The 21722-nt window shown below is 67.4% G+C and carries 19 protein-coding genes and 1 tRNA gene; 13 read left to right on the top strand and 7 right to left on the bottom strand.

Annotated elements, in window-relative coordinates; translation table 11 throughout:
• The first annotated feature begins 95 nt into the window (after positions 1-95).
• The 3 genes from hemN to icd are packed head-to-tail and all read left to right on the top strand — an operon-like array spanning position 96 to position 3420.
• On the top strand, positions 96-1478 hold the full coding sequence (hemN, locus tag AC1D29_RS23510) for an oxygen-independent coproporphyrinogen III oxidase (protein ID WP_477902006.1): 1383 nt from the start codon (positions 96-98) through the stop codon (positions 1476-1478).
• Entirely contained in the window at positions 1478-2107 is a 630-nt protein-coding gene (locus AC1D29_RS23505) for an urease accessory protein UreH domain-containing protein (RefSeq protein WP_477902004.1), read from the top strand. The genes hemN and AC1D29_RS23505 overlap by 1 nt, the downstream gene beginning before the upstream one ends.
• Positions 2108-2166: 59 nt before the next feature.
• Positions 2167-3420, top strand: a complete 1254-nt coding sequence (gene icd / locus AC1D29_RS23500) for an NADP-dependent isocitrate dehydrogenase (protein WP_477902002.1) — start codon at positions 2167-2169, stop codon at positions 3418-3420.
• Positions 3421-3760: 340 nt separating this feature from the next.
• On the opposite strand, the gene AC1D29_RS23495 is transcribed toward icd, so the two are convergent.
• Entirely contained in the window at positions 3761-5998 is a 2238-nt protein-coding gene (locus tag AC1D29_RS23495; RefSeq protein ID WP_477902000.1) for an NADP-dependent isocitrate dehydrogenase, read from the bottom strand.
• A 165-nt stretch (positions 5999-6163) separates the two neighbouring features.
• A complete protein-coding gene (locus AC1D29_RS23490) occupies positions 6164-6418 on the bottom strand; it encodes a cold shock domain-containing protein (protein ID WP_477902257.1) in 255 nt (84 codons plus the stop codon).
• A 182-nt stretch (positions 6419-6600) separates the two neighbouring features.
• Between AC1D29_RS23490 and clpS the strand changes: the two genes are divergently transcribed.
• Positions 6601-6981: an ATP-dependent Clp protease adapter ClpS gene (gene clpS, locus AC1D29_RS23485; RefSeq protein WP_477901998.1), complete on the top strand. Its 381-nt coding sequence runs from the start codon at positions 6601-6603 to the stop codon at positions 6979-6981.
• Positions 6978-9299 (top strand): ATP-dependent Clp protease ATP-binding subunit ClpA, encoded by a 2322-nt coding sequence (gene clpA / locus AC1D29_RS23480; protein ID WP_477901996.1) that lies wholly within the window; start codon positions 6978-6980, stop codon positions 9297-9299. Before clpS ends, clpA begins: the two co-directional genes overlap by 4 nt.
• A gap of 45 nt (positions 9300-9344) precedes the next feature.
• Here the strand turns inward: clpA and AC1D29_RS23475 are convergent, their stop codons facing one another.
• The 5 genes from AC1D29_RS23475 to AC1D29_RS23455 are packed head-to-tail and all read right to left on the bottom strand — an operon-like array spanning position 9345 to position 12453.
• Positions 9345-10124 carry a M90 family metallopeptidase gene (locus AC1D29_RS23475; protein WP_477901994.1) on the bottom strand — a complete coding sequence of 260 codons (780 nt, stop codon included), beginning with the start codon at positions 10122-10124 and terminating at the stop codon, positions 9345-9347.
• Positions 10121-10867, bottom strand: a complete 747-nt coding sequence (locus AC1D29_RS23470; RefSeq protein ID WP_477901992.1) for a UDP-2,3-diacylglucosamine diphosphatase — start codon at positions 10865-10867, stop codon at positions 10121-10123. Before AC1D29_RS23470 ends, AC1D29_RS23475 begins: the two co-directional genes overlap by 4 nt.
• Positions 10864-11361, bottom strand: coding sequence for a peptidylprolyl isomerase (locus AC1D29_RS23465; protein WP_477901990.1), 498 nt, complete (start codon positions 11359-11361; stop codon positions 10864-10866). Before AC1D29_RS23465 ends, AC1D29_RS23470 begins: the two co-directional genes overlap by 4 nt.
• Positions 11358-11921, bottom strand: coding sequence for a peptidylprolyl isomerase (locus AC1D29_RS23460; RefSeq protein ID WP_477901988.1), 564 nt, complete (start codon positions 11919-11921; stop codon positions 11358-11360). The genes AC1D29_RS23465 and AC1D29_RS23460 overlap by 4 nt, the downstream gene beginning before the upstream one ends.
• Before the next feature lie 13 nt (positions 11922-11934).
• Entirely contained in the window at positions 11935-12453 is a 519-nt protein-coding gene (locus AC1D29_RS23455) for a tetratricopeptide repeat protein (RefSeq protein ID WP_477901986.1), read from the bottom strand.
• Positions 12454-12578: 125 nt separating this feature from the next.
• Between AC1D29_RS23455 and cysS the strand changes: the two genes are divergently transcribed.
• The 8 genes from cysS to AC1D29_RS23415 all read left to right on the top strand — a co-directional run bounded on the left by cysS (position 12579) and on the right by AC1D29_RS23415 (position 21716).
• Positions 12579-13949 (top strand): cysteine--tRNA ligase, encoded by a 1371-nt coding sequence (gene cysS / locus AC1D29_RS23450; protein WP_477901984.1) that lies wholly within the window; start codon positions 12579-12581, stop codon positions 13947-13949.
• Positions 13949-14614, top strand: a complete 666-nt coding sequence (locus tag AC1D29_RS23445) for a DNA-3-methyladenine glycosylase family protein (protein WP_477901982.1) — start codon at positions 13949-13951, stop codon at positions 14612-14614. The genes cysS and AC1D29_RS23445 overlap by 1 nt, the downstream gene beginning before the upstream one ends.
• Positions 14614-15585 (top strand): acetyl-CoA carboxylase carboxyltransferase subunit alpha, encoded by a 972-nt coding sequence (locus AC1D29_RS23440; RefSeq protein ID WP_477901980.1) that lies wholly within the window; start codon positions 14614-14616, stop codon positions 15583-15585. Before AC1D29_RS23445 ends, AC1D29_RS23440 begins: the two co-directional genes overlap by 1 nt.
• A complete protein-coding gene (tilS, locus tag AC1D29_RS23435; protein WP_477901978.1) occupies positions 15554-16870 on the top strand; it encodes a tRNA lysidine(34) synthetase TilS in 1317 nt (438 codons plus the stop codon). Before AC1D29_RS23440 ends, tilS begins: the two co-directional genes overlap by 32 nt.
• Positions 16871-16930: 60 nt before the next feature.
• Positions 16931-18205 carry an aspartate kinase gene (locus AC1D29_RS23430; protein ID WP_477901976.1) on the top strand — a complete coding sequence of 425 codons (1275 nt, stop codon included), beginning with the start codon at positions 16931-16933 and terminating at the stop codon, positions 18203-18205.
• 200 nt (positions 18206-18405) lie between these two features.
• Positions 18406-18498, top strand: a tRNA-Ser gene (locus AC1D29_RS23425).
• Positions 18499-18660: 162 nt separating this feature from the next.
• Complete coding sequence (locus AC1D29_RS23420) at positions 18661-19671, top strand: tripartite tricarboxylate transporter substrate binding protein (RefSeq protein WP_477901974.1); 1011 nt, start codon at positions 18661-18663, stop codon at positions 19669-19671.
• On the top strand, positions 19668-21716 hold the full coding sequence (locus AC1D29_RS23415; RefSeq protein ID WP_477901972.1) for a sensor domain-containing diguanylate cyclase: 2049 nt from the start codon (positions 19668-19670) through the stop codon (positions 21714-21716). Before AC1D29_RS23420 ends, AC1D29_RS23415 begins: the two co-directional genes overlap by 4 nt.
• Positions 21717-21722 lie beyond the last annotated feature (6 nt).

Here is a 21722-nt window from a genome sequence, read left to right as displayed (position 1 = left end):
GGGGGTGAGCATGAATTGCATTCTTGGCCAGGCGACCCGCGGCGGCCTTGACCTGGATCAAGGCTGTCCGGCGCCGGCGTCGGCACAGTGGCGCCATGGCTGCCGTATCCGACCGCTTCCTCGACGCCGACCTGCTCCGCCGCCACGACGTGGCCGGGCCGCGCTACACGTCCTACCCGACGGCTGACCGCTTGGTCGAGGCGCACCAGGGTGCCCAGCACCTGCAGGCGCTGCGCCAGCGCGGCACGGCGCAGCCGCTATCCGTGTACGTGCACATCCCGTTCTGCGAGCAGCTCTGCTACTACTGCGCCTGCAACAAGATCATCACCAAGCACCACGAGCGCGCCGCACCCTACCTGGCCGCGTTGACGGTGGAGATGGACCTGGTGGCGTACGCCCTGGGCGGCACCGCGCCGGTGTCGCAACTGCACCTGGGTGGCGGCTCGCCCACCTTCCTGTCCGACGCGGAACTGGGCACGCTGATGACCGAGCTGCGCCGGCGCTTCAGGCTGCTGCCGGGCGCCGAGTTGTCCATCGAGGTGGACCCGCGCACGGTGGACCTGCAGCGCCTGTCGCATCTGCGCCTGTTGGGCTTCAACCGCTTGTCCTTCGGTGTGCAGGACTTCGACGTCGCCGTGCAAAAGGCCGTGCACCGCGTGCAGCCCTTTGCGCAGGTGGCTGCGCTGATGGCGCAGGCCCGCGAGCTGGGCTTTGGATCGACCAGCGTCGACCTGATCTACGGGCTGCCGTTGCAGACGCCTGCCTCCTTTGCCCGCACCATCGCGCAGGTCGCCGAGCTGCGGCCGGACCGCATCGCGATGTATGCCTACGCCCACCTGCCGCAGCGCTTCAAGCCGCAGCGGCGCATCGCGGCCGAGCTGCTGCCGCCGGCCGGCGACAAGCTGGCCATGCTGTCGGGCGCCATCAGCGCGCTGCTGGGCGAGGGCTACACCTACATTGGCATGGACCACTTCGCGCTGCCCGACGACCCGCTCGCCGTCGCCAAGCGCCAGGGCTTGCTGCACCGCGGCTTCCAAGGCTATTCGACGCAGCCGGACTGCGACCTCGTCGGCCTGGGCGTGTCCGCCATCAGTCGCGTGGGCGCCACCTATGCGCAGAACGCGAAGACGACCGAGGAGTACCAGGACGCGCTCGCCCAGCGTCAACTGCCCGTGCAGCGCGGCCTGGCGCTGACGCGCGATGACCTGCTGCGCCGCGCCGTCATCATGGCCTTGATGTGCCAGGGCCGCGTGGAGTTCGAATCCATCGCAGCGTCCTACCTCGTCGACGTGCCGAGCTATTTCGCCACCGAGCTCGAGCGCTTGGTGCCACTCGCCGAGCAAGGCCTCATCGTGCTGGAGCCGGGTGCCATTCAGGTCACGCCGTTGGGTTGGTACTTCGTGCGCGCCGTGGCGCTGGTGTTCGACCGCTACCTGCAGGCCGACGCGAGCCGCGAGCGCTTCTCGAAGATCATCTGATGGGGCTGCATGCCGCGCTGATCGGCTCGGCCGCGTTGATGGGCCTGGCGGCGGCGCCGCATTGCGCGCTGATGTGCAGCACGCCCTGCGCGCTTGTCGCACGAGGCTGGCGCCAGCAGTCGCGGCTGCTGGCAGGCCGGCTCGTCGGCTACAGCGTGGCGGGCGTGGTCGCTGCGGCAGCAGCCCAGGTGCTGGCCCAGATGTCCCAGGGCGCCGCGGTGCTGCAGCCGCTGTGGGCGTTGCTGCAGGCTGCCTTGCTCGTGCTGGGCCTGAGCCTCGTCTTGCGCGGCCGCGTGCCGGTGTGGCTGGCGAACGCACGCTGGCGCCCGACGCCGGGGCGCAGTTTCGCGACAGGCCTGGCCTGGGTGGCCATGCCGTGCGGGCTGCTGCATGCCGCGCTGCTGCTGGCTGCGCTGTCCAACTCGCCGCTGGACGGTGGGCTGGCGATGGCGGCGTTTGCCGTCACGAGCACCTTGGGCCTCACGGTCGCACCGGTCTGGCTGGCGCGCCTGCCGCGCCGCGTCGGTGACGCGTCTCCGGCGCTTCGGCTCGCGGGCCTGGGACTGGTCGCCGCATCGGGCTGGGCGCTTGCCCACGGGGTTTGGCAACGCCTGGCGTTGGCCTGCTGACACCCACCCTAAACTCGCGGGGTTTCGTTTCTCTCGCCCATTGCGAAAGCCCCCCAGCCATGTACCAACACATCCAAGTGCCGGAAGGCGGCCAGAAGATCACGGTCAATGCCGACTTCTCGCTGAACGTGCCCGATCAGCCCATCATTCCCTACATCGAAGGCGACGGCACCGGTCTCGACATCACGCCGGTCATGCTGAAGGTGGTGGACGCGGCCGTGGCCAAGGCCTATGGCGGCGCGAAGAAGATCCACTGGATGGAGATCTACGCCGGCGAGAAAAGCACCAAGGTCTACGGCCCTGACGTGTGGCTGCCCGAGGAGACGCTGCACGCCGTGAAGGAGTACATCGTCTCCATCAAAGGCCCGCTGACGACGCCCGTGGGTGGTGGCATCCGCTCGCTGAACGTCGCGCTGCGCCAGGAGCTGGACCTGTATGTCTGCCTGCGCCCCGTGCAATATTTCGACGGCGTGCCCAGCCCCGTGAAGGAGCCACACAAGGTCGACATGGTCATCTTCCGCGAGAACTCGGAAGACATCTATGCCGGCATCGAATACGAGGCCGAGAGCGACAAGGCCAAGAAGCTCATCAAGTTCCTGCAGGAGGAACTGGGCGTCAAGAAGATCCGCTTCCCCAACACGTCCGGCATCGGTGTCAAGCCGGTCAGCCGTGAAGGCACCGAGCGCCTGGTGCGCAAGGCCATCCAGTACGCGATCGACAACAACAAGCCCAGCGTGACCATCGTGCACAAGGGCAACATCATGAAGTTCACGGAAGGTGGCTTCCGTGACTGGGCCTACGCGCTGGCGCAGAAGGAGTTCGGCGCCGAGCCCATCGACGGCGGCCCGTGGTGCAAGTTCAAGAACCCGAAGACGGGCAAGGACATCACCATCAAGGACGTCATCGCCGACGCCTTCCTGCAGCAGATCATCCTGCGCCCGGCCGAGTACAGCGTCATCGCGACGCTGAACCTGAACGGCGACTACATCTCCGACGCGCTGGCCGCGCAGGTCGGCGGCATAGGCATCGCGCCGGGCGCCAACATGAGCGACTCCATCGCCATGTTCGAGGCCACGCATGGCACGGCGCCCAAATACGCCGGCAAGGACTACGTGAACCCCGGCTCCGAGATCCTGTCAGCGGAGATGATGCTGCGCCACATGGGCTGGACGGCGGCCGCCGACTTGATCATCAGTTCGATGGAAAAGGCGATCCTCAGCAAGAGGGTCACCTACGACTTCGCGCGGCTGATGGACGGCGCGACGCAGGTGTCGTGCTCCGGCTTTGGTCAGGTCATGATCGACCAGATGTGAGATGGCGCCGGGCATTGCGCCGGTATCGAATCGAAAGCCGCCTTCCAACGAGCGCGGCTTTTTTTCGTCCCCGCAAAAGGAAACCCCGGCGTGGGGCCGGGGCTTCGGGGCGACTCGTGGTGCTTCACGAGCCGTCCGACAAGAGCAGTTGCAGGAGGCAAACGCCAAGTGACAGACTGTATGAAAAGAATCTGGCAATTGGCTTGCTATTTGATTGCGAGAGCCTGCCCAGGCGTGAAAACGCAACGGAGTTCGAGCGGCGACTAGGCGAGGGCGTGACGCGCAGCGGTCGCGAAACGGGGCGCCATGGCGCCCCGTTGCTTTTCTCATCTGCAGGGAATCAGCTGGCCAGCGCCTGCAGCGCCGCGTTGAACGTGGCGCTCGGGCGCATGACCTTGTCCAGCTTGGCCACATCCGGCAGGAAATAGCCGCCGATGTCGGCCGGCTGGCCCTGCACATCCTTCAGCTCCGCGGCGATCTTGGCCTCGTTGGCGGTCAGCGTCTCTGCCACCGGCTTGAAGCGCGAGGCCAGCTCGGCGTCCTCGGTCTGCTCGGCCAGAGCCTGCGCCCAGTACAGCGTCAGGTAGAAGTGGCTGCCGCGGTTGTCGATTTCGCCGGTCTTGGAGCTGGGGCCCTTGCCGTTGTCCAGCAACTTGCCGGTGGCCGCGTCCAGCGCCTTGGCCAGCACCTTGGCCTTGGCGTTGCCGGTCTTCAGCCCGACATCTTCCAGGCTCACGGCCAGAGCCAGGAACTCGCCCAGCGAATCCCAGCGCAGGTGGTTCTCTTCCACCAGCTGTTGCACGTGCTTCGGCGCGGAGCCGCCGGCACCCGTCTCGTACATGCCGCCGCCGGCCATGAGCGGCACGATGGACAGCATCTTGGCCGAGGTGCCCAGCTCCATGATGGGGAAGAGGTCGGTCAGGTAGTCGCGCAGGATGTTGCCGGTGGCGCTGATGGTGTCCAGACCGCGGATGACGCGCTCCAGCGTGTAGCGCATCGCACGGACCTGGCTCATGATCTGGATGTCCAGGCCGGTCGTGTTGTGCTCATGCAGGTACATCTTGACCTTGGTGATCAGCTGCGCTTCGTGCGGGCGGTACTGGTCCAGCCAGAACACCACCGGCATGCCGGAGTTGCGGGCGCGCGTGACGGCCAGCTTCACCCAGTCGCGGATGGCGGCGTCCTTGCACTGGCACATGCGCCAGATGTCGCCCTGCTCGACGTCCTCGCTCATCAGCACTTCGCCCGTGGCGATGTCGGTGATGTTGGCGACGCCGTCTTCCGGGATCTCGAAGGTCTTGTCGTGCGAGCCGTATTCCTCGGCCTGCTGGGCCATCAGGCCCACGTTGGGCACGGTGCCCATGGTCTTGGGGTCGAAGGCGCCGTGCCACTTGCAGAAGTTGATGATCTCCTGGTAGATGCGGGCGAAGGTCGACTCGGGCATCACGGCCTTCACGTCCTTCAGGCGGCCGTCGGCACCGTACATCTTGCCGCCGCTGCGGATCATGGCGGGCATGGACGCGTCGACGATGACGTCGTTGGGCGAGTGGAAGTTGGTGATGCCCTTGGCCGAGTCCACCATCGCCAGCTCGGGGCGGTGCTCGTGGCACGCGTGCAGGTCGCGCTTGATCTCGTCCTGCTTGCTCTGCGGCAGCGTGGCGATCTTGGTGTACAGGTCCACCATGCCGTTGTTGACGTTGATGCCCAGCTCTTCAAACAGCTTGCCATGCTTCTCGAACGCCTCGCGGTAGAAGATGCGCACGCAGTGGCCGAACACGATGGGGTGGGACACCTTCATCATGGTCGCCTTCACGTGCAGCGAGAACATCACGCCGGTCTTGCGCGCGTCTTCGATCTCCTTTTCATAGAAGGCCAGCAGCGCCTTCTTGCTCATGAACATGGAGTCCACCACTTCGCGGTCCAGCAGCGAGACCTTCTGCTTCAGCACGATGGTCTTGCCGCTCTTGGTGATGAGCTCCATCTTCACGTCGCGGGCGCGGTCCAGCGTCATGGACTTTTCACCGTGATAGAAGTCGCCGTCGTGCATGTGCGAGACGTGCGAGCGCGAAGCCTGGCTCCACTCGTCCATGCGGTGCGGGTTCTTGCGGGCGTATTCCTTGACAGCCTTGGGCGCGCGGCGGTCGGAGTTGCCTTCGCGCAGCACCGGGTTCACGGCCGAGCCGATGCACTTGTTGTAGCGGGCGCGGATGTCCTTCTGTTCATCCGTCTCTGGCTTCTCGGGGTAGTCCGGGATTTTGTAGCCCTTGTCCTGCAACTCCTTGATGGCGGCCTTCAGTTGCGACACCGAGGCGCTGATGTTGGGTAGCTTGATGATGTTGGCCTCGGGCTTGAGCGTCAGCTTGCCCAGAGCGGCCAGGTTGTCGGGCACGCGCTGCTCTTCGGTCAGCAGTTCAGGGAACTGGCCCAGCACGCGGCCGGCCACCGAGATGTCGCTGGAAACGACATCGATGCCCGCCGACGCCGCGAAGAGCTTGACGACCGGCAACAGCGAGGCAGTGGCCAGGCGGGGTGCTTCGTCGGTCAACGTGTAAACAATCTGGGTCTTTTCGGCGGTCATGGGCGTGGTCCGGTAAATAGGAAATGCGTGCGGCGCGGCGCGCCAGGCGGTTGCGCGCAACACGTAACTCTAGCAAGCCAGGTCAGGGGGCGGCGCCGTGTTGGCGGGCGCCAATGCAAAAGCCCCGTGGCGCAAGGCCACGGGGCTTTTGTTTCCAGGCTCAGCTCAGGATGCCAGCGGCTGCTGTTGCTGCTGCTCGGCCGCGCGCGCGGCGGCTTCCATCGGCGTGATGTTCTGGGCCAGTTGGCCCTTGGGCCCCTGCACCAGGTCGAACTGCACCTGGCTGCCCTGTTTCAGCGTCCGGAACCCCTCCATCTGGATCGCCGAGAAATGAGCGAAGACATCATCGCCACCCGCTTCGGGCTCGATGAAACCAAAGCCCTTGGCATCGTTGAACCACTTGACTTTGCCCAGCGCCATCATGTTGTCTCCATTCTTTGTGGCACCTCCCGGGGAGGCGGACGCAGATTCTGGTGACGTGAACAAAAGCGTCAATTCGGGACCTTCCCGGCCGGGTTGACCCGGAGAAGCTTGCAATTTCGCCGCGCGTCGCCAACTGCCCGCGGTCGGCGGGGGATAACCCCCGTCGATAGAATCCCGACATGCCTGTGCTCCCCGTCATTCCACCGCGAAACCAGTCGCCTCCGCCCCCGCCCGCGCCTCCCGTGAAGCCCGGCAAGGACGAAGGCGAAGGGGCGGTCGTCGTCGAGCGGCAGACCCAGAAAACCGAGCCCCCGCGGCTCTATCAGGTGCTGCTGCTGAACGACGATTTCACGCCGATGGAGTTTGTTGTCATGGTTCTGCAGGAATTTTTCCGGCATGACCTCGATACGGCGACGCAGATCATGCTCAAAATCCACCACGAGGGTCGCGGGGTTTGCGGTGTCTTCACCAAGGACGTCGCCGCGACCAAGGTGGAGTTGGTTCTGGCCGCCTCCCGGCGTGCCGGCCACCCCCTGCAGTGCATTATGGAGGCCGCATGATTGCGCAAGAGCTTGAAGTCAGTTTGCACATGGCGTTCGTCGAAGCCCGCCAGCAGCGGCACGAATTCATCACCGTCGAGCACCTGCTGCTCGCGCTGCTCGACAACCCCAGCGCCGCGGAGGTGCTGCGCGCCTGTGCGGCCAACCTGGATGACCTGCGCAAGAGCCTGACGCAGTTCATCAAGGAAAACACGCCCATGGTGGGCGGCAGTGACGAGGTGGACACCCAGCCCACGCTGGGCTTCCAGCGCGTCATCCAGCGCGCCATCATGCACGTGCAAAGCACGGGCAGCGGCAAGAAGGAAGTGACCGGCGCCAACGTGCTGGTCGCGATCTTCGGCGAGAAGGATTCGCACGCCGTCTACTACCTGCACCAGCAGGGCGTGACGCGCCTGGACGTCGTCAACTTCATCGCCCACGGCATCAAGAAGACCGACCCGGAGCCGCCCAAGGCACCGGAAGGCCAGAGTCAGGGCCAGGAAGGTGAACGCGAGGAAGGCGAGGGCGGCAGCGCCAAGGCGTCGCCGCTGGAGCAGTTCACGCAGAACCTGAACCAGCATGCCAAGGACGGCAAGATCGACCCGCTGATCGGCCGCGAGGCCGAGGTCGAGCGCGTCGTGCAGGTGCTGTGCCGCCGGCGCAAGAACAACCCGCTGCTGGTCGGCGAGGCTGGCGTCGGCAAGACGGCCATCGCCGAAGGCCTGGCCTGGAGGATCACCGAAGGCGAAGTCCCTGAGGTCCTCGCCGACTCCGTCGTCTACTCGCTGGACATGGGCGCGCTGCTGGCGGGTACCAAGTACCGGGGCGACTTCGAGCAGCGCCTGAAGGGCGTGCTCAAGTCGCTGAAGGACCAGCCCAACGCCATCTTGTTCATCGACGAGATCCACACGCTGATCGGCGCTGGCGCGGCGTCGGGCGGCACGCTTGACGCGAGCAACCTGCTCAAGCCGGCGCTGTCGTCCGGGCAGATGAAGTGCATCGGTGCGACGACCTTCACCGAGTACCGCGGCATCTTCGAAAAAGACGCCGCGCTGTCCCGCCGCTTCCAGAAGATCGACGTGCCCGAACCGTCGGTCGAGCAGACCATCGAGATCCTGAAGGGGCTGAAGAGCCGCTTCGAGGAGCACCATTCGGTCAAATACGCGCTGGGCGCACTGCAGGCCGCGGCCGAGCTGTCGGCCAAGTACATCAACGACCGCCACCTGCCGGACAAGGCCATCGACGTCATCGACGAGGCCGGCGCTGCCCAACGCATCCTGCCCAAGAGCAAGCAGAAGAAGACCATCACGCGCGTGGAGGTGGAAGACATCGTCGCCAAGATCGCGCGCATCCCGCCCGCGTCGGTCAACAGCGACGACCGCAGCAAGCTCAAGACGCTGGACCGCGACCTGAAGAGCGTCGTCTTCGGCCAGGACCCGGCCGTCGATGCGCTGGCCGCCGCCATCAAGATGGCGCGCTCAGGCCTGGGCCGGCCCGAGAAGCCGGTCGGCTCCTTCCTGTTCAGCGGCCCCACGGGCGTCGGCAAGACGGAAGTGGCCAAGCAGCTGGCCTACATCCTGGGCATCGAGCTGATCCGCTTCGACATGTCGGAGTACATGGAACGCCACGCCGTCAGCCGCCTGATCGGCGCGCCGCCGGGCTACGTGGGCTTCGACCAGGGCGGCCTGCTGACCGAGGCGGTCACGAAGAAGCCGCATGCGGTGCTGCTGCTCGACGAGATCGAGAAGGCGCACCCTGACGTCTTCAACGTGCTGCTGCAGGTCATGGACCATGGCACGCTGACCGACAACAACGGGCGCAAGGCCGACTTCCGCAACGTCATCATCATCATGACGACCAACGCGGGCGCCGAGGCGTTGAACAAGGCCACCATCGGCTTCACGACGTCGCGCCAGCAGGGCGACGAGATGGCCGACATCAAGCGCCTGTTCACGCCGGAGTTCCGCAATCGCCTGGACGCCATCGTGTCTTTCCGCGCGCTGGACGAGGAGATCATCCTGCGTGTGGTCGACAAGTTCCTGCTGCAACTGGAAAGCCAGCTGCAGGAGAAGAAGGTGGAGGTCAGCTTCTCCGACGCGCTGCGCAAGCAGCTCGCCAAGAAGGGCTTCGACCCGCTGATGGGTGCGCGGCCGATGCAGCGCCTCATCCAGGACACCATCCGCCGCGCGCTGGCCGACGAGTTGCTTTTCGGCAAGCTGGTCGACGGTGGGCGCCTGAGCGTGGACGTGGACGACAAGGGCGAGACGGTGCTGGACATCCAGCCCATCGTGAAGCCGACCAAGGACGGCAAGCCCAAGGCGGAGCCGGCGACGGCCTGAGCAGACGCGCGACGGAAAGGGACGCTTCGGCGTCCCTTTTTTCGTTCAGCCGGCCGGGTTCTGCTTGAAGAACCCGGCGAGCAGCGCGTACATCGCCGGCTCCTCGGCACGCATGGCGGCCGGGGCAACGAAGAAGGCCTCGACGGCCACCGCGAAGAACTCCTCCACGGCTTCCGCGCCGTAAGGGTCGATCAGCGTGGCCTCGCCGGCGTCCGCGCGCTCGCAGAAGCGCTCCCACTCGGCATCGATGACGGCGATCCAGCGCTCGCGCGCCTCGCCACCGTCCAGCGGCGGCACGCCATCGGCCAGGCCGTCGCGCATGTCGATGACATGGGCGAACTCATGGATGACGACGTTGAACACCTCGTCGACGCCGAACTGCGCCGGGTCGTTGCTGACCGCGATCGCATTCCAGGCCAGCATCAGCGGGCCGCCTTCCATCGCCTCGCCGGCCAGTTCCTCGTCGTACTCGTGCACGACGCCGTCCGCGTCCTGGACCGTGCGCTGCGCGACCACCTCGCCCTCGTGCATGACGATGCCGACAAAACCGTCGTACCAAGCCAGACCCAGGCGCAGCACCGGCAGGCAGGCCTGGGCCGCGACGGCGACGGCGACCTCGTCGGTCACGTCGAAGCCGCCCACGCCATGGAATTCCTTGGTCGCCAGGAAGAGGCTGGACAGCCGGCGAAGTTCCGCCAAATCGTCCGCGCTGCGCTGGGCCAGGAAGGGGTAGCGCAGCAGCGTCAGCTGCCACAGCGCGTCGGGAATCGCGTGGCGCTCGACGGCGCGCTGTTCGCGCCAGTTCTGCAGGGCTTTCAGGATCACAGCGGGAGGCGCTGCAGGCCCGCGGCCGACAGGCGGATCACGTCGCCGCGCGGTGGGCTGGCCTCCAGATCCCAGTCGGACAGCACCACGCGCTTCAGGCCTGCGCCGAGGTCATGCTCCGCTGGGCGATGCGTGTGGCCATGGATCATCGTGGTCGCACCGGCCTCGGCGAGCAGCGTGCGGCAGGCGTCGGCATCGAGGTCGGTCGTCATCAGCTGCGCCGCCTGAGCCGCGCGGCTGCCCTCGCGCATCTGCCGGCCCAGCGCCTGGCGGGCGGCCAGCGGTTGTGCCAGCACCTGCACCTGCCACGCGGGCGAACGCACCTGGCGACGAAAAGCCTGGTAGGCCTGGTCGTCCAGGCATTGCGCGTCGCCGTGCACCAGCAGCCAGCGCTGGCCGAAGGCGGCCAACACGGTGGGGTCGGGCAGGGCGGTCATGCCAGCATCGGCCAGCAGGTCGGGGCCGACGAGAAAGTCGCGGTTGCCGGGCATGAAGAACAGCGCCAGCCGCTGCGAGGCCTCGCGGAGCAAGCGCACGACGCCCGCTTCGAAGGGCTCGTGCCGCGCGTCGTCGCCGACCCAGACTTCAAAGATGTCGCCCAGCAGCAGCACCGCTTGCGCAGGAGTCTCGGCCAGGTGCCGCTCAAGCCGGGCGGTCGTCGCCGGCGTGTCCGGCCCGAGGTGCAGGTCGGACAGCAGGTCGACCTGCTGCCACTGCACCGGAGCCGTCAGCGTGTGGATCAAACTTCGACGGCTTTTTCGATGATGACGTCTTCGACCGGCACGTCGCCGTGGCCGGCGCGCGTGGCGGTCTTGGACTTCTCGATCTTGTCGACGACGTCCTTGCCCTCGATGACCTTGCCGAACACGGCGTAGCCCCAGCCCGACGGGCTCTCGGACTTGAAGTCCAGGAAGCCGTTGTTGGTCGTGTTGATGAAGAACTGCGCCGTGGCCGAGTGCGGCGCGTTGGTGCGCGCCATCGCCAGCGTGTAGTGGGCGTTCTTCAGGCCGTTGTTGGCCTCGTTCTGGATCTGCCCGTCGGTGGGCTTTTGCTGCATGCCGACTTCGAAGCCGCCGCCCTGGATCATGAAGCCCTTGATGACGCGGTGAAAGACCGTGCCGTCGTAGTGGCCCTTGCGGACGTAGCTCAGGAAGTTGGCGACCGACAGCGGCGCCTTCTCGGCGTCCAGCTCGATGAGGATGTCGCCGTGGTTGGTGGTGAGTTTGACTTGGCTCATTTTTTGACAGGCTCGACGAGAGCCTTGGTGATGAAGATGGGCTTGACCGGGAAGTGTTCGTGCACGCTCTTGGGCGCCACGGCCACGGCGCGGATCTTGTCGACGACGTCCATGCCGTCGACGACCTGGCCGAACACGGCATAGCCGCTGGCGCGATTGTCCGGCTCGCCGTCCAGGCGCACGTTGTCGGCCACGTTGATGAAGAACTGCGACGTGGCCGAGTTGGGATCGCCGGTGCGTGCCATCGCCAGGCTGCCGCGCACGTTGCTCAGGCCGTTGTGAGATTCCAGCGGAATGGGCGGCTTGGTCGGGCGCTGGTTGAGCTTGGCGTCGTAGCCGCCGGTCTGGATCATGAAGCCGTCGATGACGCGGTGGAACAGCACGCCGTTGTAGTGGCCGGCCTTCACGTACTGCAGGAAGTTGGCGACCGACTTGGGCGCCTTCTCGGCGTTCAGCTCGATGCGGATGTCGCCCTCGGTGGTCTGCAGTTTCACGGTCTGGGCGACGGCAGCGCCCGCGGTCAGCAGTGCGGCAAGGAGGAGAGGAATGGTCTTCGTCATGGCGGATGGAGAGTTAGCGGGCGGCGCGAAGTTCGCGGGTCAGGGCCAGCGTGCCGTTGATCTTGCCGGTCAGCGCATCACTGGGTACGGTGACGGCTTTCTGCGCGCGCTGGTAGGCGCGCAGCGCCAGGCGCAGCAGCACATCGCCAAGGTTTTCCTGGGCCTGGGCATGCTCGGGCTGCAGGCGCAAGGCTTGCTCCAGCGCGGCCTTGGCCTCGTCCAGCTCGCCCGCGGCAGCGTGCAGCACGGCGAGGTTGTTGTACGGGTCGGCCAGGTCGGGGAAGTCCTGCGTCAGGCGGATGAAGATGGTCTTGGCCTTTGCGCGTTCGCCAAGCTCCATGCGCATGACCCCCAGCGCAAAGCGCAGCTGCAGGTCGTCGGGCATGCGCACGAGGGCCGTCTCGACCTGCTCGACGGCCTGGGCTTTCTGCCCGGCCAGCCACAGGCGTTGCGCACTGGCGAGGTCGTCGGCGCGCGCGGGCAAGGAGGCCAGCGCGACGAGCAGCACAAGGGAGGTGAGGGGAAGGCGCATGAGGGTTGTAGCGGGGGGCGGCGTCAGGGTCGGCCGCTATACTGAAATCATTCTATGAGCCCCGCCTGGCCGCCCCCGGTGCGGGGCTTCTTGTTGGTGGCTGCTGCCCCCCGTTTCCGTTTCACATGTCCCTGCGCGTCCACAACTCCCTCAGCCGCACCCTCGAAGACTTTCAGCCGCTCGTGCCGGGCCAGGTGCGCATGTACGTGTGCGGCATCACGGTCTACGACCTGTGCCACATGGGGCACCTGCGCATGAACATGGCGTTCGACGTCATCTACCGCTGGCTGCGCGCCAGCGGCTACGGCGTCACCTATGTGCGCAACGTGACGGACATCGACGACAAGATCATCAAGCGCGCCGTGGAGCGCGGCATCACCATCCGTCAGCTCACCGAGGAGATGACGGCCGCGATGCATGAGGACTTCGCCGCCGTGGGGCTGCTGCGCCCCGACCACGAGCCGCGGGCGACCGAGTACGTGCCGCAGATGCTGTCGCTGATCGCGCGGCTGGAAGAGCGCGGCCTGGCCTATCGCGCCGAAGGTGGCGACGTGAACTACGCGGTGCGCAAGTTTGACGGCTACGGCAAGCTCAGCGGCAAGGATCTGGACGACCTGCGCGCCGGCGAGCGCGTCGCGGTGGACGACGGCAAGCGGGACCCGCTGGACTTCGTGCTCTGGAAGGCCGCCAAGGCCGACGAACCCGCCGATGCCAAATGGAACGCGCCCTTCGGCGAAGGCCGCCCAGGCTGGCACATCGAGTGCTCGGCGATGAGCTGCGCGCTGCTGGGCGAGAGCTTCGACATCCATGGCGGCGGCGCGGACCTGCAGTTCCCGCACCACGAGAACGAGATCGCGCAGAGCGAGGGCGCCGGCTATGGCTTCGCCCGCTACTGGCTGCATAACGGCTTCCTGAACGTCGACGGCGAGAAGATGTCCAAGAGCCTGGGCAACTTCTTCACCATCCGCGACGTGCTGCAGAAGTTCGACGGCGAGACGCTGCGCTTCTTCATGCTGCGCACGCACTACCGCCGGCCGTTCAACTTCAGCGACTCGCACCTGGAAGACGCGCGCACCGCGCTGACGCGGCTCTACACCGCGCTGGATGCCGTGCCGCCTGCTGACGTCACCATCGACTGGGCCGAGCCCAGTGCTGCCGCGTTCAAGACCGCGATGGACGAGGACTTCGGCACGCCCGGTGCGGTGGCCGTGTTGTTCGACCTGGTCAACGAGGTCAACCGCGACCGCTCGCCGCAGCGCGCTGGTCTGCTGAAGGCGCTGGCCGGTGTGCTGGGCGTGCTGCAGCAGGAGCCGCGTGCCTACCTGCAAGGCGGGGCCGGTGACGACAGCGCCTGGATCGCGGAGCGCATCGCGGCCCGCGCGGCGGCCAAGGCGGCCAAGGACTTTGCCGGCGCCGACGCGATCCGCGCCGAGCTGTCGGCCAGGGGCATCACGCTGAAGGACGGTGCCGGCGGCACGACCTGGGTGAAGAGCTGATGGTCCCCAAGGCCCCCGTCGAGACGGTGCGCGACGTCGTGCCCGAAGTGGTCCCGCCCTACTGGGACGAGGCCTGCAAGCACCTGGTCAAGCGCGACCGCGTCTTGCGCAAACTCATCCCGCAGTTTGGCGAGGCGCGTCTGCAAAGCCGTGGCGACGCCTTTGCCACGCTGGCCCGCTCCATCGTCGGCCAGCAGATCTCGGTCAAGGCCGCGCAGTCGGTCTGGAACCGCTGGGTCGCCCTCAGCCCCAAATTCCAGCCCTCGGCCGTGCTGGCGCTGGGCGTGGAAGAGCAGCGTGCTGCCGGCCTGTCCGCGCGCAAGGTCGAATACCTGCGCGACCTGGCCGAGCATTTCCACGCCGGCAGCGTGCATGTGCGCCAATGGGCGCAGATGGACGACGAAGCCATCATCGAAGAACTGGTCGCGATCCGCGGCATCGGCCGCTGGACCGCCGAGATGTTCTTGATTTTTCACCTGATGCGCCCCAATGTGATGCCGTTGGATGACATCGGCCTCTTGAAGGGCATCAGCCTCAACTACTTCTCCGGCGAGCCCGTCTCCCGCGCCGAAGCGCGCGAAGTCGGCGACGCGTGGGCGCCTTACCGTTCGGTGGCCGTTTGGTACATTTGGCGCAGCCTCGATCCGCTACCCGTGGACTACTGATGAGCAAAAAACACTTTCTCGAATTCGAGCAGCCGATCGCTGAACTCGAGACCAAGATCGAAGAACTGCGCTACGTGCAGAGCGAGTCGGCCGTCGACATCTCGGAAGAGATCGACCGCCTCTCCAAGAAAAGCCAGCAGCTGACCAAAGAGGTCTACGCGAGCGTGGCGCCGTGGCAGGTCTACCAGATCGCCCGCCACCCGCAGCGCCCGCAGACGCTGGACTACTGCGCGGAAGTCTTCACCGAATTCCAGGAGTTGCACGGCGACCGCCATTTCGCGGACGACGCGGCCATCGTCGGCGGCATCGCGCGCTTCAACGGCCAGGCCTGCATGGTCATCGGCCACCAGCGTGGTAGCGACGCCAAGGAGCGCACGCTGCGCAACTTCGGCATGCCGCGCCCCGAGGGTTATCGCAAGGCGCTGCGCCTGATGAAGCTGGCCGAGAAGTTTGGCCTGCCGGTCTTCACCTTCATCGACACCATGGGTGCCTATCCCGGCATCGGTGCCGAGGAGCGCAGCCAGAGCGAGGCCATCGGCCGCAACATCTTCGAGATGGCGCAGCTGGAAGTGCCCATCATCGCCACCGTCATCGGCGAGGGCGGCTCGGGCGGCGCGCTGGCCATCGGCGTGGCCGACCAGGTGCTGATGCTGCAGTTCGCAGCCTATTCCGTGATCTCGCCCGAAGGCTGCGCATCCATCCTGTGGAAGAGCAGCGAGCGCGCGTCCGACGCGGCCGAGGCACTGGGCATCACGGCGCATCGCCTGAAGGCCATGGGCTTGATCGACAAGATCGTCAACGAGCCCGTCGGTGGCGCGCATCGCGATGCCAAGCAGATGGCGTCCAACCTGAAGCGCGCGCTGTCCGATGCGCTGCGCCAGGTCAGCGACCTGAAGACCCGCGAACTGCTGGACCGCCGCTACGAGCGCCTGCAGGCCTATGGCCGATTCGGCGACACCAAGAACCGCTGATCCCTCCGGTGAGGTTGTCGCGGTCGCCTTCAGTGGCGGCCTGGATTCCACGGCGCTTTTGTATGCCGCCACCCGCGCGGCCCGGGGCCACCGGGTGCATGCCTTCCACGTCCATCACGGGCTGCAGCCGCAGGCCGACGACTGGGCGGCGCACTGCGAACGTGTGGCCATCGAGCTCGGTGCGGCTTTCGTCTGCACCCGCCTGAGCGGCCAGCCCGCGGCGGGCGACAGCGTCGAGGCCTGGGCGCGCGCAGGGCGTCACCGGGCGCTGCATGCGATGGCCAGGTCAGCCGGTGCGGACCTGCTGCTGCTCGCCCACCACCGCCGCGACCAGGCCGAGACTTTTCTGCTGCAGGCGCTGCGTGGCGCGGGCACGGCTGGCTTGTCCGGCATGCCGCGCGTGCAGTGGCGCAGCGGCGTCTGCTGGGCGCGTCCGTGGCTGGATCAGCCCCGTGCCGCCATCCTGGCCTATGCAGAGCAGCACGGCCTGCGCTGGATCGAAGACCCGAGCAACGCGGACGTGAGGTTCGCGCGCAACAGGCTGCGCCAGGTGCTGTGGCCGGCGTTCCCTTCGGCCGAGGTTGGGTTGGCGCAAGCCGCGCGTTGGGCGCAGCAGGCCGACGCGCTGGCTGCGGAAGTCGCAGCGGCGGACCTGGCCGTGCTGGATGCGTCCAGGCGCCTGGACCTGGCCGCGTTGTCGCGTCTGTCGCCCGCGCGGGCGAGCAATGCGCTGCGCGCGTGGCTGTCCACGCGCACTGCCGCGCCGGCCAGCCTGATCGAGCGGCTGTTGAGCGAATGGCGGCCCGGCGCCACCTTGTCCTGGCCCGCGCCGGGCGGGGAAGTCCATGCCTGGCGTGACGGCCTTTTCTGGGCGGCGTTGCCGCGGCAGGCCGCGACGCCGCTCCAGATTGACCTGAGCCGGCCCGGCCACTATCCCCAGCCGGCCTGGCGAGGCACCTGGATCGTCGAGAACGCACGCCCCGGCGTGCGGTCGGTGCGACTCGCGGGGCTCACGCAGCGCGACCGCAGCGGTGCCGAACAGTTCCAGCGCGCGCCTGCGTCGGTGCCGCGCAGCCTCAAGAAGGCCTGCCAGGAGGCTGGCCTGCCACCCTGGCGCCGCAGCGGGCCGCTGCTGTTCGATGCCGAACAACGGCTGATCGCCGTCGCCGGGCTGGGCATGGACGCCCGTGCCTTCGCCGGTCAAGATGAGCCGCAACTGGCCTTGCGTTGGCTGGAGGACGCAGCCTTGCCGCAGAGCGAAGGCGTCAGTGGGTATGGCGCATAAAATCTGGGGTTTGCGAGCATGCCGTCCTGGCGGCTCCGTCTTCAGCCTTCGCTCAAACACATGGCTCTGATCGTCCACAAGTACGGCGGCACCTCGATGGGGTCCACCGATCGCATTCGCAACGTGGCGAAGCGCGTCGCCAAATGGGCGCGGGCCGGCCATCAGATGGTGGTCGTGCCTTCGGCGATGAGCGGCGAGACCAACCGCCTGCTGGGCCTGGCCAAGGAGTTGGCACCTAGCAGCGTGACGCCCGAGGTCAACCGCGAGCTGGACATGATCGCGGCCACTGGCGAGCAGGTGTCGGTGGGGTTGCTGGCCATCGCGCTGCAGGCCGAGGGCGTGCAGTCGGTCAGCTACACGGGTTGGCAGGTGCCGGTGTCGACGGACTCGTCATACACCAAGGCCCGCATCGAGAGCATCGACGACAAGCGCGTGCGCGAGGACCTGGCCGCCGGCAAGGTCGTCGTCATCGCCGGCTTCCAGGGCATAGACGCCGACAACAACATCACGACGCTGGGCCGCGGTGGTTCGGACACCTCGGCCGTGGCCATCGCCGCCGCAATGAAGGCCGACGAGTGCCTGATCTACACCGACGTGGACGGCGTCTACACGACCGACCCGCGCATCGTGCCTGAGGCGCGCCGCCTGCACACCATCAGCTTCGAAGAGATGCTGGAGATGGCGTCGCTGGGCTCCAAGATCCTGCAGATCCGCTCGGTGGAGTTTGCCGGCAAGTACCGCGTGCCGCTGCGCGTGCTGTCAAGCTTCACGGCGTGGGACATCGACATCAACGAGGAAGCCAAGTCCGGCACCCTGATCAGTTTTGAAGAGGACGAAAAAATGGAACAAGCCGTCGTTTCGGGCATTGCCTTCAACCGTGACGAGGCCAAGGTGACGCTGCTGGGCGTGCCCGACAAGCCGGGCATCGCCTTCCAGATCCTGGGCCCGGTGGCCGAGGCCAACATCGACATCGACGTCATCATCCAGAACGTCTCGCACGACGGCAAGACCGACTTCTCCTTCACCGTGCACCGCAACGACTACGCGCGCACGATGGAGCTGCTGCAGAACACCGTCGGCCCGGCCACCAACGCCAGCAAGGTCGTCGGTGACCCGAAGATCTGCAAGGTCTCCATCGTCGGCATCGGCATGCGCTCGCACGTGGGCGTGGCCAGCAAGATGTTCCGCGCGCTGAGCGAGGAGGGCATCAACATCCAGATGATCTCCACGAGCGAGATCAAGACCAGCGTCGTCATCGACGAGAAGTACATGGAGCTGGCCGTGCGCGCGCTGCACAAGGCCTTCGACCTCGACCAGGAAGTCGCGGCGGCCTGAAGCCGGCGCCTCGACCAAGTTGTACTTTGGTCGCTGTGCGAGGGAAGGCGATGCTCGCCGGATCGACCGGCAAGCCCATCGCCAGCGCTGGCCGGCTCGGGGGAGCGGCCCGTCTCGGCCCACAGCGTGCCGAGATGCCGATGATCGACTGATTTCTCTCTGAGAGCCCGCTGTGCTGGTATAGAATGCGCGGCTGTGCTGGAGTCGTGACCGAGTGGCCGAAGGTGCTCCCCTGCTAAGGGAGTATGTGGGCAAAACCTGCATCGAGGGTTCGAATCCCTCCGACTCCGCCAAGCACAACCCATTGAAGCCCGCGCCAGCGGGCTTTTCTTTTGCCCGAGCCGTGACGAATTGATCGATTTGCGATCAAATTTGCCAATTCAAGGGCTGATTCGATTATTTATGATGCGCCTGAGGCGTTCATGAGAATAAATCGATTGGGGCGATGTCGCGTCTTGGAGCTGACACTGGCTGGCCTGCTGCTGGCCGGTGGCGCGGTGGCTGCGCGTGCGCAAGCGACGGCGCCGCAGGCCGCGCCTCCCGCGCCGGCAGCCGCCTCCACCGCGAGTGCGGTGCGCCTTTATGTGCCGTTCAACGCCGGCGGTGAGGCCGACGGTTCGGCACGGAACTTCCTGCGCAGTGCCGCGCGCATGCCGGGCGGCGGACTGGCCATCGAGACCATCTACCTGACCGCCGAGTCTGGTGGCGCTGCCAGCCGCGCGGTGAAGGCGGCGCCGCCTGATGGCCGCACGCTGCTGCTGGCGCGCGTCGGCAATGTCGCCATCCTGCCGGCCTTGGCGCCGCAGACGGCGTTGCCATCGACCGACTTCACGGTGCTGGCGGTGCTGGACCAGGCGCCGCTCGTTTGCGCCGTTCGCGCCGGGTCGCCGATCACCTCCGTGCGCGAGCTGCAGGCCGCGATCGCCGCGGCGCCGGGCCGCATGCGCTACAGCGCGGCCGGCGCCGGCACGCTGCAGAACCTGGCCGTGCGCTACCTGCTGGCCCTCAGCGGGCTGCCGCCTGATGCGGCGCGGCCGGTGCATTTCAGCCAGGGCTCGCAGGTGACGCAGGCGCTGCTCGACGGGGAGGCGGACTTCAGCTGCAACAACGCGCGCAGCGTCGTGCCGCTGGTGCAGTCCGGCGTGCTGCGGGGGCTGATGACGACGGCGCATGGCCGGCTCAGGGCTTTGCCGCGCCTGCAGAACGCGGCCGAGCTGGGCCTGCGCGACATGCAGCAGCTGCAGGGCTGGTCGGCGCTGCTGGGCCCGCCGGGCATGCCGGCCGAGGTGGTCGCGCGTTGGCGCGCCGTGCTGGACCATGTCGTCGACGACCCCGAGTGGCAAGCCGGCACTGAAGCCTTGGGCGCCGCGCCGCGCATCCGTGCGATTCCCGATCCCGCCCAGTACCTGCGCCAGCAGGCCTTGTTCTATGAGCGCCTCGTGACGCTGCTCGGAGCCAAGCCATGAAGCATGCGCCGGGCCGGCTGTTGCCGCTGCTGCTGGATTGCGCCCTCGTGGCGGTGCTGGTGGCGGTGGGCCTGGTCGGCAGTGTGACGGCCTACCGGTCGCTGTCGCAGAAGGCGGCCAGCCAGCAGCGCGAGTTGCTGAACGCGATGGGCCAGAGCGTCGTCGGCGCGTTCGACCTGCAACTGGTGCGCGCCGTCGAGGCGCTGCACGTCAGCGGCCAGATGATGTCGGCCCAGGGCCTGCCGACGCGTGCGCAGTTCACCCGCTTCGGCGCCAGCCTGCTCAGCGAGTCATCGGCGTTGACGCTGCTGGAGTGGCAGCCCCTGGTGCCCGACACGGCGCTGGCCGAGTTCGAGCGCCGCGCGGCGCTGGAGCAGCCGGGCTACCGCGTCGTCGAGCCCGCGACGGAGTACGAGAGCGATGGCTTCGTTCCCGCGCGGTCGCGCGAGGTGCATGTGCCGGTGCTGTATTCCTGGCCCGAGTCCGCGGCGGCGCTGGGCGTGGACATGGCCTTCGACCCGCGCCGCATGCGCTCCAAGCAGCTGGCCCGCGATGCCGGCTCGCCGGTGGCCTCCGAGACTTTCGGGCTGATCCGGCGCGGCCAGTCGGGCCCGGCGCTGACGGGCTTTGCCGTGTCGGCACCGGTCTATCGCTCGGCCCAGCCGGCCGGCGTGGAGGCCAGGCGGGCCGAGCTGCTGGGCTTCCTGGCCGGTGTCGTCGAGGTGTCAGGGCTGATGCGCGAGGCGGCGCTGCGGGCCGACGCGAACGGGCTGGACTTGTTCGTCTTCGACCAGGACGAGCGCCACCGCCTCATCTACTCCTCCGCCGGCAGCGAGCCCTTCCATTCGGACGAGCACGACACGGCGCTCAGCGTCGACGTGGGTGGCCGGGCCTGGCAACTGGTGATGCGGCCGCGCGCGAGCTTCGTCGGCGCAGGGCACGATGAACTGCCGCTGCTGGCCCTGGCCGCCGGTGCCATCGCGACGCTGCTGGTGGGGCTGGCCGTGGCACGCAGCCTCGTCATCCGCCGCCGGCTGGAGCGCACCGAGGCCGTGCTGGCCGAGGACCGCCAGCGCATGGCCAATGTGCTGGACGGCACGGCCGCCGGCACCTGGGACTGGCACATCGACAGCGGCCGGCTGATCGTCAACGAGCGCTGGGCGCAGATGCTGGGGCGCAGCCGCGCCGAACTGGAGCCCATCACCGGCACGACCTGGGAGCGGCTGTGCCATGTCGGCGACCTCATCGAGGCCCACACGGCGATGAAGCGCCATTTCGATGGCGAGGAGGAGCGCTACACGGCCGAGTTCCGCATGCGCCATGCCGATGGGCACTGGGTCTGGGTGCAGAGCAACGGCAGCATCTTCGAACGCGCCGCCGACGGTCGCCCACTGCGCCTGGCCGGCACGCACATGGACATCTCGCGCCGCAAGGCCGATGAGCAGCGCCTGCAGGACGACGCCCGCGCGCTCGAAGCCGCGAACCGGCAGCTGCGCGACCTGGCCATCCAGGACGCGCTGACCGGTGCCTTCAACCGGCGGCATTTCAATGACGTCTGCCTGGCCGCGCTGGCCGGCGCCCAGCGCGGCCAGGCCGTGGCGCTGTGCATGCTCGACGTGGACCACTTCAAGGCCTACAACGACCACTACGGCCACCAGGCCGGAGACGCCGTGCTGAAGGCGCTCGCCCAACAGCTCAAGGACAGCCTCAAGCGCTCCACCGACGCTCTGTTCCGCCTGGGAGGCGAGGAATTCGGCGTCATCTTCTCGGCCACCTCGGCCGAGGCCGCGCAGAGCTTCGTTGGCCAGCTCTGTGCCGCGTTGCACGCGCTGGCGCTGCCGCACGCGCAAAGCCCGTTCCGCGTCGTCACGGCCAGCTTCGGCCTGGCGTGGTGGGCCGCGCCCACGTCGCGGCTGACGCCCGAGGCCATGTATGCCGCGGCGGACGCGGCCCTGTACGACGCCAAGCATGCCGGGCGCGACCAGATCGTCATGCGCTGCTTCCAGGCGGGCGAGGGCGAGGCGCAGCCGGCGTTGGCGCGGTAGGGCCGC

The sequence above is a fragment of the Roseateles sp. P1_C6 genome, assembly GCF_056406315.1.
The sequence above is the reverse complement of the archived record's forward strand: the minus strand, read 5'-3'. Positions and strand labels throughout refer to the sequence as shown.

Coding starts and splice junctions, on each gene's coding strand:
- AC1D29_RS23460 (WP_477901988.1), bottom strand. CDS start 11,921: ATGACGAAGACCATTCCTCTCCTCCTTGCCGCACTGCTGACCGCGGGC.
- AC1D29_RS23495 (WP_477902000.1), bottom strand. CDS start 5,998: ATGACCGCCGAAAAGACCCAGATTGTTTACACGTTGACCGACGAAGCA.
- AC1D29_RS23490 (WP_477902257.1), bottom strand. CDS start 6,418: ATGGCGCTGGGCAAAGTCAAGTGGTTCAACGATGCCAAGGGCTTTGGT.
- AC1D29_RS23455 (WP_477901986.1), bottom strand. CDS start 12,453: ATGCGCCTTCCCCTCACCTCCCTTGTGCTGCTCGTCGCGCTGGCCTCC.
- AC1D29_RS23465 (WP_477901990.1), bottom strand. CDS start 11,361: ATGAGCCAAGTCAAACTCACCACCAACCACGGCGACATCCTCATCGAG.
- AC1D29_RS23430 (WP_477901976.1), top strand. CDS start 16,931: ATGGCTCTGATCGTCCACAAGTACGGCGGCACCTCGATGGGGTCCACC.
- AC1D29_RS23445 (WP_477901982.1), top strand. CDS start 13,949: ATGGTCCCCAAGGCCCCCGTCGAGACGGTGCGCGACGTCGTGCCCGAA.
- clpA (WP_477901996.1), top strand. CDS start 6,978: ATGATTGCGCAAGAGCTTGAAGTCAGTTTGCACATGGCGTTCGTCGAA.
- clpS (WP_477901998.1), top strand. CDS start 6,601: ATGCCTGTGCTCCCCGTCATTCCACCGCGAAACCAGTCGCCTCCGCCC.
- AC1D29_RS23415 (WP_477901972.1), top strand. CDS start 19,668: ATGAAGCATGCGCCGGGCCGGCTGTTGCCGCTGCTGCTGGATTGCGCC.
- AC1D29_RS23505 (WP_477902004.1), top strand. CDS start 1,478: ATGGGGCTGCATGCCGCGCTGATCGGCTCGGCCGCGTTGATGGGCCTG.
- tilS (WP_477901978.1), top strand. CDS start 15,554: ATGGCCGATTCGGCGACACCAAGAACCGCTGATCCCTCCGGTGAGGTT.
- hemN (WP_477902006.1), top strand. CDS start 96: ATGGCTGCCGTATCCGACCGCTTCCTCGACGCCGACCTGCTCCGCCGC.
- AC1D29_RS23440 (WP_477901980.1), top strand. CDS start 14,614: ATGAGCAAAAAACACTTTCTCGAATTCGAGCAGCCGATCGCTGAACTC.
- cysS (WP_477901984.1), top strand. CDS start 12,579: ATGTCCCTGCGCGTCCACAACTCCCTCAGCCGCACCCTCGAAGACTTT.
- icd (WP_477902002.1), top strand. CDS start 2,167: ATGTACCAACACATCCAAGTGCCGGAAGGCGGCCAGAAGATCACGGTC.